We start from the raw sequence: 14,661 nt of genomic DNA on the forward strand, positions 1-14,661 counted from the left end.
CGGTAAGGATGAAATCTTCAGGTAACCGAAGGACGCAGGCCGTTCTAGTCTTGTCTTTGCTTGTACCTGTTTCCATTTTTGCCGCCTGTCTTTTCGGGGCTTACGGTACAGAAACTGCCCAAGTGCTGGCGGTTTTCAAATCCGTTCTTGGAGTCAGCACAGCAAAAGTTGATCAGGCTTTATCCTTTATTGTCGCTGATCTGCGCTTGAGCCGGGTCTGTCTCTCTTTTTTGGTGGGTATGTCGCTGGCTGTGGCCGGGACTGTCTATCAGGGAATTCTGCGTAACCCTTTGGCTGATCCGTTCACTCTGGGCGTGAGCAGCGGGGCGGCTTTCGGGGCCAGTCTGGCTATCTTTTTCGGATCTACCGTACTCGGTGCGGAGCTTTGGGCCAGATTCGGAAATCTGTTCCTGCCGCTTGCAGCCCTTACCGGGGCTATGGCCGCACTTGGTTCAGTTCTTATGCTGGGCAGGATCGGAGGAAGGCTTCGCCGCGAAACCATGGTTCTTGCCGGTATCGTGGTGGCGACTTTCCTCTCTGCACTCATTTCCCTGCTCAAGTCTCTTGATGAAGAATCCGTATCCTCTATTGTTTTTTGGATTATGGGTAGTTTCCAAGGACGTGGTTGGTCCCATTTGCAGCTGTTTCTGCCGTATTTTATCGCCGGAATAGTGCCTATTATCTACTACTCCCGTGAACTGGATATCCTTTCACTCGGAGAAACTCAGGCCCGTCATCTGGGCATGGATGTTTCCAGAGTACGTATGGCTTTGCTTATCGGTTCCGGGCTTTTGACCGGGGCGGCGGTGGCCGTATCCGGGATTATCGGATTCGTAGGGCTGGTTGTACCGCATCTGGTGCGTATGTTTCAGGGTGCGGAACACAGGCCGCTCCTGCTGTCGTCTTCCCTATTGGGAGGACTGCTGTTGGTATGGTCCGATGTTATTGCCCGTTCGCTGCTTTCCGGTGGCGAGGAGCTTCCAGTGGGTGTAGTAACTGCGTTGCTAGGCGGACCGTTTTTTTGCATTGTGCTGCGTTCCGGTTTCCGCAGTGGAAGCGGGGGAAGCGGCTTATGATCAGGATCACGGACTTAAAAGCAGGGTACGCAGGGAATGAGGTCCTGCATGGTCTGAACCTCGAGTTTGCCAAAGGGTCCATGACCGCGATTCTCGGTCCTAACGGCAGCGGCAAGACCACCCTCGTCTCATCAATTTCAGGTATACTTTCGCCTCTGGCCGGGAGCATTGAGATTGAAGGCAGGAGAGTTGATGCATACCGTCCCCGTGAACTGGCCGGAATTATGGCTGTATTGCCGCAGCGTGTCGATCCGGCTTTCGGGCTGACCGTTGAATCCATGGTCATGATGGGCCGTTATGCTCATGGTTCCGGTTTTTTCGGTTATGATGCCGAAGATGAGCGGATTGTGGCGGAAGCTATAGAGCGGGTCGGCATTAAACATCTGGCCGAGAGGTCAGTTGCAGAACTTTCCGGTGGTGAGTTCCAAAGAGTGCTTATGGCCCGCACAGTTGCCCAGCAGGCTGGGATAATGGTCTTGGATGAAGCCTCTTCCGGTGTGGATGTTGCGGGTAAGATTGAGCTTTTTGATCTGTTGAAAAGCATGAATCGTGGTGGAGCAACTATTGTCTGCGTAATTCACGATCTTAATCTGGCTGCCCTTTATTTTGAGCGGTTGGTCTTTCTTTCCGGTGGAAACGTGGCACTTGACGGTTCACCTGTGGAAGTGATCACAGAGGAGAATATTTCAAATGTTTATGAAACATCTGTCGCGGTTGTTGAGCATCCCAGTCTCGGCGTTCCGCAGGTTCTTTTTTCTCCTGCTGCTGATTAGTTTTTCAAGCAGCGCACAGGCTGCGGTTTCCATTGTTGATGATTTCGGCAATGAGCTGACCCTGAAGTCTCCGGCAAAACGCATTGTGGCCCTTTACGGATCGTTTAATGAGATTCTTTGCGCCATGGATCTTGGAGACAGGCTGGTAGCCCGGACAGCTGCGGATCATTACCCGGAACAGATTACAGCTCTACCTTCAATCGGTACCCATATGCGTCCCAATCCGGAACTGATCGTGGCTATGAAGCCCGATCTGGTTCTTCAGATGGCCGGGCGTTCGAAAGCGGCAAGCGCACTTGAACCTTTGCGTACAAGGGGTATCCCCTGCGCAATGTTCAAAGTTGCTTCATTTGAGGAAATGTTTTCCATGATCCGCAGGCTGGGTATACTCACCGGGAAGCCGGGAGCAGCGCAGAAACTGGTGGATTCAATGAATGCGCGGCTTAATGCTGTGTCGGAGCGATGTGTGAGATCCTCATCCGAATCCGCACCGTCGGTGTTTTTCGAAATACGGTATCCCAATCTTCTGGCAGCCGGACAAGGCTCAATAGTAAATGATATTATCCGTCATGCCGGGGGAATTAATTGTGTAGACAATCATAAAAAGATTGTGCGTCTGGGCGAGGAAGAGTTAATGCGCCTCAACCCGCAAAATTATGTTTACCAGACCGGGCGCATGAATCCGTCCCCGGTCAGGCCGGATGAGCGCAGTCATCTCAGATTTCTTGATGCGGTGCGCAATAAAAAAATTTTAAATGTGGACGAGTCGGTTTTTTCCCGGCCCGGACCCAGAAATGTAGAGGCCGTTGAAATTCTGGCGGACTTCCTGCTCAATCAAAAAGAGAAATAAATGAATAGTTCCGGAAAAATATATGGAATCGGGGTCGGTCCCGGTGATTCTGATTTGCTGACCGTGAGAGCGGTCCGTGTGCTTGAGAAAGTTGATGTGGTTTTTGCTGCCTCATCCACCAAGAATGAATATTCACATTCCCTTGAAATAGCATCCGAATTTGTGCGCGAGGATTGTGAAGTGGTCAAGCTTGGCTATCCCATGACCCGTGATAAAGATGTACTTAATAGAGCGTGGGAAGAAAATTGCCGCATTGCCTGCAAAGTGCTGACGGGCGGTAGGACTGCAGCTTTTCTTACCCTTGGCGATCCGTTGATTTATTCCACTTTCGGCTACATGATGCAGACCATGAAGCGGCTTTTTCCAAAAGTTGAATTTGAAGTTGTACCCGGCATTACCTCGTATCAGGCTGCCGCTGCAAGATCACAGCAGGTACTGGTGGAATCGGGGCAGAATCTACTGCTTACTTCCGGTGTTGCTGATGCAGGAAAGTTCGCTGATTCCTTGGAGAATGTAGATAACGCCGTGATTCTTAAAGCCTACCGTAATTTCCCGGAATTACGTGAGAGAGTAAATGCGATGGAGAATATGGATGTAAAATTTTATACCCGTCTGGGGCTGGATGGGGAAGCTATCTATCTCGATATCAACGAGGTACCGGATAAAACGACCTATCTTTCGCTTATGTTGCTTACGGCTAAAAAATAGTTGATATTGCAGGTTGTTATTTGAAAAGGCCGTGAATCTATCGGATTCACGGCCTTATTTTTAGCTTTTTATGATCGGTGTCCCTGTTTCCTGAAGGTCTTTTTGCAATAATTCGCGCATGCGTTTGCAGATGGGACCGGGGCGGACATCGTGGATAGGTTTTTTATTGAAACGGACAACCCCTACGGCATCAATGGATGTGCCGCAGATGATCACTTCCTTAGCCAGCAGGATGTCGTCTTCTGATATGGCCCGGAAATCCACTTCAATCTCATCTTCAATGAGTTGGATGGCGCGGGCAATGGTTGTCCCGGCCAGTGAGTTGGTGAATTTAGGGGTATAGAGTTTGTTGTCACTGCTGACAATGCACACATTTTCAGTGGCTCCTTCTGCAAGGAAGCTCAGGCTGTCAAAACAGAAAGGTATATCGAACCCTTCCTCTTTGGCGTTGATTTTCATCAATACGTTGGGCAGGTAATCGATGGATTTGATGGTCGCCAGATATGGTTGTTTTGCCGGAACCTTGCTTCTGAAAGCGGTTATTCCTTTTTCGTACCATGATTCCGGTTTCGGGGTGTATTTGTAGACTACGATATACAGGGAAGGTACCGGGCATTCGTAAGGATCAATGCCGAATCCGCCGGGGCCACGACCGAGCAGCACCCGCACCAGACCTGAATCAACCCCGGATGCTCCTGCAACTTCCAGAATGATATTGCCTAATTCATCCCATGAGCAGGGCGGCTCGAGGCTGATTGTGCGGGCGGAGCGTTTCATGCGTCGCAGGTGCGGTTCAAGCTGATAAAGCTTGCCGTCCACAAATTTCATGGTTTCAAATACGCCGTCACCGCGATGCACGAGGTGGTCGTCCCACGGCATGAGCATGAGTTTGGGATCTGTGCAGACCAGCCCGATGCGGTGTTCATAGAAAGCGCACACTTTTTCAGTCCCCGCACGCATGGCTGAAAGCATGGCATCAATATATTCGTTACTGTCTACTTTTCTGATCAATTCCGGACTCCGTATAATTATTAAAACCCCGTCAGGGATCATCACCGCCATAATCTTCAGGAAAAACTACTTCCGTGAAGCGGAGTTACATTACCGCCAAAGGGCGGACTTTCGCAAGAGGGAATAGGCGTTAAAAAAAGCGGTAAAGCCGAAAGACGACTTCACCGCTTTTTAATTATGAAAGGAACCTTTTATAAACTTTGCAATGATCTAACTACCTAAAGGTGGTTGTGATTTACAAAGTTTTTTTATTTTACACGAACCAGATCACGTTCAATGAGTGTTTCGGCTATCTGTACGGTGTTCAGGGCTGCACCCTTGCGGATGTTATCGGAAACGATCCACATGTTCAGGCCGTTTTCAATGGTTTCATCCTCACGGATACGTCCTACATAAACATCATCTTCGCCAGCGCAGTCGACAGCCATGGGGTAGAGATTCTTCTCAGGATAATCAACAACGGTCACACCGGGGAAGTTTGAAAGCAGATTACGGCATTCTTCAACAGTAATCTTTTTCTCGGTCTCGATGTTAACGGACTCGGAATGGCTGTAGAAGACGGGGACGCGCACTGTGGTGGCAGTGAGTTTTATGGAATCATCACCCATGATTTTTTTGGTCTCATTGACCATTTTCATTTCTTCTTTGGTGTAGCCGTTATCCATGAAAACATCGATGTGCGGCAGGCAGTTGAAAGCTATCTGATGCGGGTAGACATTGGGGACAACTTCCTTGCCGTTGAAAAGTCTGCTGACCTGAGTTTCCAGTTCGGTGATGGCTTTCTGGCCGGTGCCGGAAACTGCCTGATAAGTGGAAACAACGATACGTTTGATTTTAGCTGCATCGTGGATGGGTTTAAGAGCTACGACCATCTGGATAGTGGAACAGTTGGGGTTGGCGATGATGCCGGGATGCCAGTCGAGGTCCTCGGGGTTCACTTCAGGTACTACGAGAGGGATTTTAGGATCCATTCTCCAAGCACTGGAGTTATCAACCACTACACAACCAGCTTTTGCAGCTAGGGGAGCGAATTTTTCGGAGGTACCGCCGCCTGCGGAAAAAAGAGCAATGTCGAAACCTTCAAAGGAATCTTCTTTAAGTTCGATAACAGTCAGCTCTTCGCCTTTAAAGGGAACCTTGGTCCCGGCGGAACGGGAGGAAGAAAAAGGAACAACTTCAGAAGCTGGGAAGTTGCGTTGCTCAAGCACTTTAAGCATTTCACGGCCAACGGCTCCAGTGGCCCCTACAACAGCAACTTTGGGATTTTTGGTACTCATAGCTAAACCTCCATATTCTAGACCCGGACCATCGGCAGCCCGGTTTTTGTGTTGATTTCATCCGTCAATGTAAAAATTGCCGGTTCAATTGCCTCGTTATAATAAATACATCCAACTTCATCATGATGTTGTTGGAGATGATAAACCAATATTTTTTAAAACTAAAATTTCAATGCCTTACCGATTTCAAGGCAGGCCTTAGCTCTGTTCAGTGTGTAAAGATGCACACCGGGAGCGCCTCCATCAAGCAGTTCCTGCGCTTGTTTGGTGGCAAACTCGATCCCCAGTTTGTAGACAGCATCATCACCGCCTTCCGCATGTGCTTTTTCCAATGCACTGAGGAATTTTCCGGGAATTGCCGCTCCGCACAATGAAAGGATGAATTTAGCAGACTTAAGGCTCATGATTGGGAGAACTCCGGGCAGTACCGGCACATTAACGCCCATCCCTTTCAGTCTGTCGCAGAAGTCAAAGTAGACTCGGTTATCAAAAAAGAGCTGGGTGATGATAAACTCACCACCTTCATTGATTTTATATTTCATCCATTTGAAATCATCCTTGATGGAAGGGGATTCAAGATGGGCTTCCGGGTATCCGGCCACAGCAATGCCTACGCCGGGATGTTTTTCCTTTACATAAGTAACAAGGTCGGAGCCGTGCTTGAAGGTCTGGGTGTTGAAGTCGAAATCTTTGTCATCTGCCGGGGCATCGCCACGCAGGGCAAGGATGTTTTCGACTTCCGCTTCCTGGAGAGCGGAAACAAATTCACTGATGTTTTCAGGGCTGGCACCGACACAGGTCAGGTGTGCGAGAGGCTCAATACCGGCATCCTGCTTCATTCTTTTGACAATTTCAAGTGAATTGTCCTGTGTTCCTCCACCTGCGCCGTAAGTAACTGATGCGAAAAGGGGATTCAGAGCCTTCAGTTTCTCCACAACCTCAAAGAATTTGGGCCACGATTCGCGGTCCTTGGGAGGAAAGAATTCCAGCGAGATGAACTGTCCGTTTTTATTAATCAGATCAATAATTTTCATGCTTGCTCCAATTTGATGCGCTTCGCGCTTTTAATAATTTGGTTATGCCTCCGGCGGCTTAAGCTCTCTGGAAAGGGCTTAATTGTCCCAAATATTTCAATAAGGTTTCGCCGTGTTGTATGACAGATTGTGCGGGGAGGGGATTTATTTGTTAAATTCCCTTTTCTTTAACATTTCGAGGATTTCGTAATTTACTGGCAGGAATTTTACTTCACGCATGTTTTTGAGATCAAACCAGTCAAAGTGCTGGTTTTCAAGTGATTTAACTTGTCCGCTAAATTCCCAGATGTCGAAAAAATATAAGCGCACCGTGTATTCGGGGTACTCTACAGTTTTTTCCATCCAGAAGTCAAAGCTTGTAGGAGTTATGCCCAGCTCTTCCTGAAGCTCACGCACCAGTGCCTCACCAAGGGATTCACTGGTTTCAACTTTGCCACCGGGAAATTCCCACCACCCGGCGTAATCTTTACCAGTTGGACGTTCTGCGGAAAGGAAAAGATTCTCTTTCCAGATAATTCCCGCAACGACTTTGATGGGTTGTGTCTTTTTCATTATGCGTTAATTCAAAAAGCTGCACAGCGAAGCTTGATAAAAAGTTTAGGAGTGTCCAGAGAAACCTTTTCAAAGGGTTATTGGGATCCCGGAGTGCACCGGAGGCTAACCCTCTTCCAAAAGTTGCTTTTTACGTTCTTCCAGTTCGGCGATTTCTTCTTCAAGCACAGCCATTTTTTCCATCAGCTCGTCGGCCCAGGCGCAGGTTTCGGTATATCGGGAATTTAATTCAACTGCCGCGGCGCCGTCATTGTACAGTTCTGGATCATTTAGCTGTTCTTCCATGGTTGCCTGATCTAGCAAGGTCTTTTCAAGGTCTTTTTCCAGCTTTTCATACTCGGCACTCTTTGGCTTAAGCTCTTTGTAAAGGGCATTACGAATCTCAGCCTGACGGCGTTTATCTTCCTTGCTCAGCTTGCGTTTGGCAGGTTTGTAGCTGTCGTCTGATCCTGTTGATTCAGATTGGCCAGCTGGTGCTGCAAGTTTTTCTTTACGATAATTATCGTACTCTTCAAAAGAAAAAAAAGTTTCGATTCCCGAATCAGTCAACGCCCAGATTTCGTCAGCGACTTCTCCAAGCAGGTAACGGTCATGCGCTACAAAGAAAAGGGTTCCGTCATAGTCTTTCAAAGCCCGGATAAGACCTTCACGGCTTTCAAGGTCCAGATGGTTGGTGGGTTCGTCAAGGATGAGCAGGTTGGCCCGTGACAGGAACAGGGATGCGAGGATCAGCCTGTTTTTTTCACCGCCGGAAAGGGCTGAAACCCTGCGTTCGAAGTATCCTTCGCCCAGCAGAAAGAGTCCGAGCACACTTTTGAGTTGTTCCTCGGTAGTGTCCGGGTCACAGAGGCGCCTGATTTCGGAAAGAGCTGTGGCTTCATCGCGTAGAATATCACTTTGATGCTGGCTGAAATAGGCAAGTGACGTGTTTTGCCCTATCTTGGCGAAGCCTGCATTAGGCTTCAGAGTTCCCATAATAACCTTAAGCAGGGTGGATTTACCGGCTCCGTTGGGAGCAGCCAAAGCAACTTTTTTGCCACGGAACAGCTGGAAGTTGAGCAGGGGCCAGATGGACGGCGGTTTTCCGTCATAGGAGAATTCAAGATCAACTACGTTGATAGCGGCTTTGTCGCCACGTGAAGTTGGCGGGAGACGAAAACTCAGGGTCCTGCCGGAACGGTTGAGGTCGGCTTCTTCCTGAATTTTATTCAGCTCTTTGGACAACTTTTCAACTTTTTTGATCTTGGACTGGGCTTGAGCTGCTTTGCGGGCTTTGACCCGGAAGCGGTTAATGTATGAGTTTTCAGCTTCGATACGTGCAGAAAGCTTGGCTGCTTCGCGGCTGCGCTGTTCTGCGTTTTCCGCCTGCCATTTAAGAAATTCAGTGAAATTACCGCGCCGCACAGTGGGGCGTCCTGAGCCGAGGAAAAGTACGTGAGTTCCGACTTTATCCAGAAAAATACGGTCGTGGGCCACGTAAATTACCGCGCCACGGAAGGATAGCAGGTAGCTTTCCAGCCATTCGACAGCTTCCAAATCAAGATGGTTGGTTGGTTCGTCCAGAAGGAGCAGGTCCGCACCCTGCAGCAGCACCCGGCCAAGTTTGGCGCGTTCCCGCCAGCCGCCGGAGAGTTCCTTGATTTTGCTAAGCAGGTCGTGCTCGGAGAAGCCCAGTCCGGTCAGGATGGTGCGGGCTTTATGTTCAGGGTTATAGCCGAACTGGTGTTCAAGCTCGGCCTGCTTTTCGGAAAGTTTTTCCATAAGCGCCTGATCATTTTTTTGCCCGGCTTTTTCCCATTGCTCCCAGAGATTGTTCCACGAGGGCAGGGCGGAAAGAACCCAGCTGAGCAGGTTGTTTTCAAGAATATCCCCGGTAAGTTCCTGTGCAACATAGCCAAGCCGAGCGCCTTTGGAGATGGAAAGTACACCTGCATCCGGTTCAATCTTACCGGCAATCAGCTTGAGCAGGGTGGATTTACCGCAACCGTTTGGTCCGGCGACAGCAAGACGCATCCCGGCGCTTACTTCAAATGAAAGATCGCTGAAAAGATCTTCGCCGTTATATGATTTTTCAAGGGATGAAATAGTAATTTTTGGCATCTTGTCTCCGGGGGCAGGGCTGCCGTCTCTTTCATAAAAGGCAGAAAATTAAATGATATTTTGCGTATATATGCACGAGCCTCAGAAAAGGAGGCAGTTGCGATCATAGACTGGGTAAGCGGAAGAAATTATATGTATGCAGCTTAGAAAGCAAGTTAAATCGGGCTTCAGATTTTTTTTTGTGTGCAGGCAGATTCAATTGTATTTGTTATTAATTTTGTCAATAATTCCTCTGCCGTGGATTATGGATAGACCTTTAGTGCAGGGCTTGAAAATATGTCCTGAACGGAGGCCGTTTGCAGGACTTTGCCGGCTTTTATTTGTCTTTGACCAAACTGTTTGAGGACGTTATTGCCAATTCATGAGCACATGGTACGTCTATCTGCTGCGTTGCAGCGATAAATCACTTTATTGCGGAGTCACAACTGATCCTGAGCGCAGGTTGAAAGAACATAATGCCGGAACCGGGGCCAAATACACCCGCTGCCGTCTTCCGGCGACCATGGAAGCATACGAAGCCTTTCCGGATAAGCGTGCTGCCTATCGCGCTGAGTACGCTGTTAAGCAAAAGCGTGCTGGGCAGAAAGTTCTTTTTTTAAAAGAGTTAGCAACTAAAGATTGATTTGAATGCAGCTTAAGCCGGTTTTTGCATGGTATATTATAAACTATCCTTTGCCGGTTGCCTGTTGACCTACAGGTACTTCCCCGGATCTTTACACATCGTATCGAATCTACTGAAAAATTCTCCGAAATGTTTGCCGTCCATGAATTCGTGACGGGCTTCTACTGATACGGGCATAATCTTTTGGCCGGATTCATTTTGGACAATGTTTCCGAATAGTATTCGCGGTGCTGAATCTTCAGTATCGCCCCAGGGGTTGCTTGCGGCGGTAAAGCCAACTCCGTTTACCACGCTGAAATAGAAGAAATGTTGTTTGTCGCCGCCTGCTGGGTTTAGGGTAGGATTCTCATCTGAAGCATGACGGGCTATTTCAATGTTGGCAGCCGTTTCTTTGAAATTTTTATCAAAGGTACACAGGCAGTTTGCATGCAGGTTGCGTCCTTTGGGAATATAGGTGAAAGCCGGGTGGATCACATCGAAGATAACAGGCTTGCCTTCTACTCTTCGGGTGCGAAATTCGGGGATTTTATTGGCCGCACGGGTTGCGAGGTAGTAAAGCATGGATGAAAAGCGGATTTTGGTGGATCCATTGTTAATCCCTTCGCGGTAATTGCAAAGCCCGGTAATATCCTGCTGTACAGTGAAGCCATACTGGCTGTTGCTCATCGAGCTGAAAAAAAGATAGTGTTCAGCTCGTTCCCAGGTTTCCATGTCAAGCAATTCCATTTTGCTTTGGGGGGTCAGGGCTTTGTTCATGATATCCATTGCTTATCTCATTATATTTGAAATGTTAGGTGAATGTTGTTGGTAGAGCTATAGCGAATGAAGGGCCGGGTAGTAAACTGTTCATTACGGATTTAAAAAAATACCAATCAAGCATTGTCACAGTATGCTGTAATGACATACATAATCAGAATGTCGAAACGAACCTACAATGTTGAACCTTTGCTGAATCAGGGGCAGGTGGTGGATGTACGCATCCATGTGGACGGCAAGAAGTGGCACCTCTGGGGCCGCAGTGGGGCGGAGCGTGAAAAGGCCCTTGCTGCCACGGTGGCTTCGGGAAATCTGCCTGTGCTGCTCGGTTCCGGGCTTGGCGTATGTATTGCTGAACTCTTGAAATCAGGTCCTGTGGCGGTGCTGGATAATGATCCGTTGATTGCAGAATCTTCCGGGGCAGATAAGTATCGGAATCATCCTCAGGTATTATGGCTTAGCGGTGATCCGTTACAGGTTCTGAACAAGGTTCGTGAATGGAGGGCTTCCAATGGCAACGCTCCTCTGAAATTGGTAAAGATACCACTATACCAGCGTCTGGACCGGGAATGGTATTCTGCTATCGGCAATACTCTTGAAGATGAGTCTGAGCCTGTTTCTGTGGATTTCTGGTCTGAGGTTGCGTATCCGAAATTCAGAAACAAAAAGCCAAGAGTTCTTTTTTTCCACCGGCCATATTTTTTAGTAGGCGAAATTACAGCTGCACTTGAGCGTTTGAATATTGAGTTTTGCAGTATTGATATCGGCATGGGAGATACTGTCCGTGATGGATTTGTCGAAGATCTGCTGCGAACTGTTCTTGAATTCAAGCCTGATTTCGCTTTGACCGTTAACCATTTCGGCGTGGACCGGGAAGGGCGTCTGACCGATCTGCTGCTGAAAATGAAGTTGCCGCTGGCCTCATGGTTTGTGGATAATCCCCACCTGATCCTTTACCGTTATGCTGATGTTTTGCCTGATTTGACGGCTATATTCACTTATGATGCCGGAAATCTCGGTATAATGCGGGATAAAGGCTACCGCAATATTTTCTATCTCCCGCTGGCAACAGACATTGAGCGTTTCAGACCGGGACAACCGGGGCGCGAAGAGTGGAGGGCGGAAGTTTCATTTCTTGGTAATTCCATGGTTCATGCGGTTGATAAGTATCTGCACTTGAGTGAACTTGATGCGGGGTTACAGCGTCGAGTGCCGGAACTGGCAGCGGAATTCGGTGAAGGTGTTGAGCTTTCGGTAGAAGAGTTCTTGCGTAATTCGTATCCTGATTTGTTGCAAAGGATGGAAAATTTTCCGACTGATGAACACCGGCTTTCTTTTGAAGCCCTGATCACATGGGAGGCCACACGGCATTACCGTTTATCTTGCGTGCGCGAACTGCTGCCTTTTAGGCCACTTATTGTAGGCGATGAAGGTTGGAAAACATTATTAGGGGAAGGGAACTGGCGCTACCTGCCTTCTCTGGATTATTATAATGACCTGCCCGGTTTTTATCCTATGTCCAAAATCGGTTTTAATTGTACCAGCAGGCAGATGAAGGGGGCAGTGAACCAGCGTGTTTTTGATGTTCCGGCCTGTGGCGGTTTTGTCCTTACTGACCACCGGGAGCAGATGGAAGCTCTTTTTGAGCCGGGAAGTGAGATTATTTCGTACAATGATATTGCTGAAATCGGCCCGTTGCTGGAAAAATGGCTGGTCGATGATGCCGGTCGGGGCAGGGTGACTGCTGCGGCTCGCAAACGGATTATGGCTGAACATACCTATGAACACAGGCTTTCCGCGTTGGTGGAAAAAATGCGTCAAACTTTTGGGTAGTCGAGATTATAATTAGCGGTTGGAAATTTGATCAATCTGGCTGGCTCCACCCAGTTTGGTGTAGACTCCTCTTATTCAGTATTTATAGCAGCAGAGTATAAAAAGGTGATTCTTTTTGATCCGCGTTGTTGTGTAGCCGGATATTTGTTATTCTGTCGCTAAATCATAAAAGGAGTGTAAGATGAAAAATATTTTTATTGCGGGTTTGCTTTGCGCTGGACTGATGGTTTTTGCTGGATGTGGTGCAAAACATCATACTATTACTAAGACCGACGGCTCCAGTATTGTCAGCGTTGGTGCTCCACAGTTCGACAAGGATTCCAACACATATACTTTTGAAAATGTTGATGGACAGCAGACTACAATCAAGAGGGAAGATGTGGAGCAGATTGAAGAGAATAAAGATTAAGGTTTTACTATTAGGCGAGATAAGAAAAGCCGGACCAACTGGTCCGGCTTTTTTGTTTTTTAAGCTTCCTCAATCTGCATCTTGTTCATAAATTCGTCTAGACTGGTTGCCAGTGAAGCCAGCTCTGCAACAGCTTCGGCGACCATTTCCATGGAGTCGGATGTCTGTGCCGCAATGCTGTTTACCGCTTCGATTGCGCTTGTTACTTCCTCGCTTGCTGCAGATTGCTCTTCAGCTGCGGTGGCAATTCCTTCCACCTGACTGGCTGTTTCTCGCGATATTTCAAGAATCTGTTTGAGCGCCGCATCTGCTTTTCCACATAGTTCTGTGGCCTGTTGGATGCTGTGCAAAGTATCTTCTGTTGCGGTGGTGCTTTTGTGTGAGCTGCCTTGAATGGCATTTATATACTCGCCCACTTCTTTAGTGGCGAGCATTGTTTTTTCGGCCAGCTTTCTGATTTCGTCAGCGACTACGGAAAAACCGCGTCCTGCTTCTCCAGCCCGTGCCGCTTCGATTGCAGCATTGAGAGCCAGCAGGTTGGTCTGGTCCGCAATATCAGAGATAACCTGCATAATGGTGTTTATGCCATTACTGTGGGTTTCAAGGGTGCTCATTTCCTGTTTGAGGTTGCCGGCCTTGGTGTTTACTTCATTCATGACGCTAATAACATTTTCGACGAGTCCAGATCCGTCGCTGGCAGTTTCCTGAGTTTGTCTGGCCATTTGCGCTGCATCACTGGAGTTTTTGGAAACTTCAAGTATGGAAGCATTCATCTGTTCCATGGCTGTTGCAACTTCTTCAGTTCGTGACCGTTGCTCATGGATACCGTTACTGGAATTTTGAACTTCAGAGCTGATTTCATCCGAAGTGCCGGCAAGTTGTTCTGAAACTTTACTTGCGTCTGCTACCCCTTTTGCGATTTTTTCGTTTTGGGCGGTAATGAAATCTTCTTTCAGTTTGATGTTGGTGAAATCCATAATAGTGGTGAATCCGCCCATAAGATTCTTTCTGGAATCAAAAATAGGAGAGGATGCAACTGAAATGTACTTTGTAGTCCCTTTGCGACCGTCAACCTGACCTTTATGAAATTGCTTCTTTTTTTCCTTTATACATTTCTCGGAAATCGTTTCTTGTTTTACTCCGTAGAAAAAGGTTGAGAAGTCCTGACCTATATGTTTTTCAGTATCTCCGTCTTCTTCTACTAATTTAACAATACTTTCATTTAACCAACGGATATTACCGTCATTACCGACTACTACCATAGGGGTCATGATGTTATTCAGCATGGACTCGCTCATGCCTACTTTTTCATTTAACATATTATTGAGACCTTCTATCTCAGAGGCGAGAACTCCAAGCTCCGCTAAGTAGTTGTGATGCGGAATGGGGTTGAAGTCACCTTTTGCGATTCTTCGTATCTCATCGATAATATCATTGATGGGAGAAATTAAATGGCTTTGTACTACGTAACCAAAGAGTAACAGTGCTGCAATGGAAACTGCTACTATAATTACAGCTACTTGATTGTGAACGAAAAAAAATGTTGTACAAAGTAGAAAGGCAATGGCTGCAATACTTGCAAATAGACGTCTGCTCATATCATCTCCCCTGAATCAAGTTTAGTACCTGAATTTAATAAGCATATTCAATGCCATGTGTT

14 protein-coding genes are annotated in these 14,661 nt (G+C 47.6%); 7 read left to right on the plus strand and 7 right to left on the minus strand.

Translation table 11 applies throughout. From position 1 onward, the window contains the following. Positions 1–8 precede the first annotated feature (8 nt). The 4 genes from ACKU41_RS00425 to cobI are packed head-to-tail and all read left to right on the plus strand — an operon-like array spanning position 9 to position 3,407. The gene (locus ACKU41_RS00425) at positions 9–1,076 is read left to right on the plus strand and encodes an iron ABC transporter permease (RefSeq protein WP_321403347.1); all 1,068 of its coding nucleotides are present in this window, start codon (positions 9–11) and stop codon (positions 1,074–1,076) included. Further along, positions 1,073–1,849, plus strand: coding sequence for an ABC transporter ATP-binding protein (locus ACKU41_RS00430; RefSeq protein WP_321403349.1), 777 nt, complete (start codon positions 1,073–1,075; stop codon positions 1,847–1,849). The genes ACKU41_RS00425 and ACKU41_RS00430 overlap by 4 nt, the downstream gene beginning before the upstream one ends. Next, entirely contained in the window at positions 1,767–2,699 is a 933-nt protein-coding gene (locus tag ACKU41_RS00435; protein ID WP_321403351.1) for an ABC transporter substrate-binding protein, read from the plus strand. The genes ACKU41_RS00430 and ACKU41_RS00435 overlap by 83 nt, the downstream gene beginning before the upstream one ends. After that, a complete protein-coding gene (gene cobI / locus ACKU41_RS00440; protein WP_321403353.1) occupies positions 2,700–3,407 on the plus strand; it encodes a precorrin-2 C(20)-methyltransferase in 708 nt (235 codons plus the stop codon). 60 nt (positions 3,408–3,467) lie between these two features. Here the strand turns inward: cobI and ACKU41_RS00445 are convergent, their stop codons facing one another. The 5 genes from ACKU41_RS00445 to ACKU41_RS00465 form a co-directional block, all read right to left on the minus strand. Further along, the gene (locus ACKU41_RS00445; RefSeq protein ID WP_321403354.1) at positions 3,468–4,418 is read right to left on the minus strand and encodes an aminodeoxychorismate lyase; all 951 of its coding nucleotides are present in this window, start codon (positions 4,416–4,418) and stop codon (positions 3,468–3,470) included. A gap of 248 nt (positions 4,419–4,666) precedes the next feature. Further along, on the minus strand, positions 4,667–5,695 hold the full coding sequence (locus tag ACKU41_RS00450; RefSeq protein WP_321403356.1) for an aspartate-semialdehyde dehydrogenase: 1,029 nt from the start codon (positions 5,693–5,695) through the stop codon (positions 4,667–4,669). 161 nt (positions 5,696–5,856) lie between these two features. After that, a complete protein-coding gene (locus ACKU41_RS00455) occupies positions 5,857–6,729 on the minus strand; it encodes a methylenetetrahydrofolate reductase (RefSeq protein ID WP_321403358.1) in 873 nt (290 codons plus the stop codon). A gap of 144 nt (positions 6,730–6,873) precedes the next feature. Next, complete coding sequence (locus tag ACKU41_RS00460; RefSeq protein ID WP_321403360.1) at positions 6,874–7,281, minus strand: (deoxy)nucleoside triphosphate pyrophosphohydrolase; 408 nt, start codon at positions 7,279–7,281, stop codon at positions 6,874–6,876. A 105-nt stretch (positions 7,282–7,386) separates the two neighbouring features. Beyond that, the gene (locus tag ACKU41_RS00465) at positions 7,387–9,381 is read right to left on the minus strand and encodes an ABC-F family ATP-binding cassette domain-containing protein (protein ID WP_321403363.1); all 1,995 of its coding nucleotides are present in this window, start codon (positions 9,379–9,381) and stop codon (positions 7,387–7,389) included. Positions 9,382–9,742: 361 nt separating this feature from the next. Between ACKU41_RS00465 and ACKU41_RS00470 the strand changes: the two genes are divergently transcribed. After that, positions 9,743–10,003, plus strand: a complete 261-nt coding sequence (locus tag ACKU41_RS00470) for a GIY-YIG nuclease family protein (RefSeq protein WP_321403366.1) — start codon at positions 9,743–9,745, stop codon at positions 10,001–10,003. A 69-nt stretch (positions 10,004–10,072) separates the two neighbouring features. Here the strand turns inward: ACKU41_RS00470 and ACKU41_RS00475 are convergent, their stop codons facing one another. Then, positions 10,073–10,768, minus strand: a complete 696-nt coding sequence (locus ACKU41_RS00475; RefSeq protein WP_321403367.1) for a CatA-like O-acetyltransferase — start codon at positions 10,766–10,768, stop codon at positions 10,073–10,075. Between the two features lie 150 nt (positions 10,769–10,918). Between ACKU41_RS00475 and ACKU41_RS00480 the strand changes: the two genes are divergently transcribed. Both ACKU41_RS00480 and ACKU41_RS00485 read left to right on the plus strand, forming a co-directional pair. Continuing rightward, entirely contained in the window at positions 10,919–12,592 is a 1,674-nt protein-coding gene (locus ACKU41_RS00480; RefSeq protein WP_321403369.1) for a glycosyltransferase, read from the plus strand. 181 nt (positions 12,593–12,773) lie between these two features. Then, positions 12,774–13,001, plus strand: a complete 228-nt coding sequence (locus tag ACKU41_RS00485) for a YgdI/YgdR family lipoprotein (RefSeq protein ID WP_321403370.1) — start codon at positions 12,774–12,776, stop codon at positions 12,999–13,001. A gap of 59 nt (positions 13,002–13,060) precedes the next feature. On the opposite strand, the gene ACKU41_RS00490 is transcribed toward ACKU41_RS00485, so the two are convergent. Next, on the minus strand, positions 13,061–14,599 hold the full coding sequence (locus ACKU41_RS00490) for a methyl-accepting chemotaxis protein (protein WP_321403372.1): 1,539 nt from the start codon (positions 14,597–14,599) through the stop codon (positions 13,061–13,063). Positions 14,600–14,661 lie beyond the last annotated feature (62 nt).

The sequence above is a fragment of the Maridesulfovibrio sp. genome, from assembly GCF_963678865.1.
GTDB lineage: Bacteria > Desulfobacterota > Desulfovibrionia > Desulfovibrionales > Desulfovibrionaceae > Maridesulfovibrio.

Excerpts from the sequence above, each read along its gene's own strand:
- cobI (WP_321403353.1), top strand. The coding sequence starts at position 2,700 with ATGAATAGTTCCGGAAAAATATATGGAATCGGGGTCGGTCCCGGTGAT.
- ACKU41_RS00465 (WP_321403363.1), bottom strand. The coding sequence starts at position 9,381 with ATGCCAAAAATTACTATTTCATCCCTTGAAAAATCATATAACGGCGAA.
- ACKU41_RS00450 (WP_321403356.1), bottom strand. The coding sequence starts at position 5,695 with ATGAGTACCAAAAATCCCAAAGTTGCTGTTGTAGGGGCCACTGGAGCC.
- ACKU41_RS00425 (WP_321403347.1), top strand. The coding sequence starts at position 9 with ATGAAATCTTCAGGTAACCGAAGGACGCAGGCCGTTCTAGTCTTGTCT.
- ACKU41_RS00470 (WP_321403366.1), top strand. The coding sequence starts at position 9,743 with ATGAGCACATGGTACGTCTATCTGCTGCGTTGCAGCGATAAATCACTT.
- ACKU41_RS00480 (WP_321403369.1), top strand. The coding sequence starts at position 10,919 with ATGTCGAAACGAACCTACAATGTTGAACCTTTGCTGAATCAGGGGCAG.
- ACKU41_RS00475 (WP_321403367.1), bottom strand. The coding sequence starts at position 10,768 with ATGGATATCATGAACAAAGCCCTGACCCCCCAAAGCAAAATGGAATTG.
- ACKU41_RS00460 (WP_321403360.1), bottom strand. The coding sequence starts at position 7,281 with ATGAAAAAGACACAACCCATCAAAGTCGTTGCGGGAATTATCTGGAAA.
- ACKU41_RS00435 (WP_321403351.1), top strand. The coding sequence starts at position 1,767 with ATGTTTATGAAACATCTGTCGCGGTTGTTGAGCATCCCAGTCTCGGCG.
- ACKU41_RS00430 (WP_321403349.1), top strand. The coding sequence starts at position 1,073 with ATGATCAGGATCACGGACTTAAAAGCAGGGTACGCAGGGAATGAGGTC.
- ACKU41_RS00455 (WP_321403358.1), bottom strand. The coding sequence starts at position 6,729 with ATGAAAATTATTGATCTGATTAATAAAAACGGACAGTTCATCTCGCTG.
- ACKU41_RS00485 (WP_321403370.1), top strand. The coding sequence starts at position 12,774 with ATGAAAAATATTTTTATTGCGGGTTTGCTTTGCGCTGGACTGATGGTT.
- ACKU41_RS00490 (WP_321403372.1), bottom strand. The coding sequence starts at position 14,599 with ATGAGCAGACGTCTATTTGCAAGTATTGCAGCCATTGCCTTTCTACTT.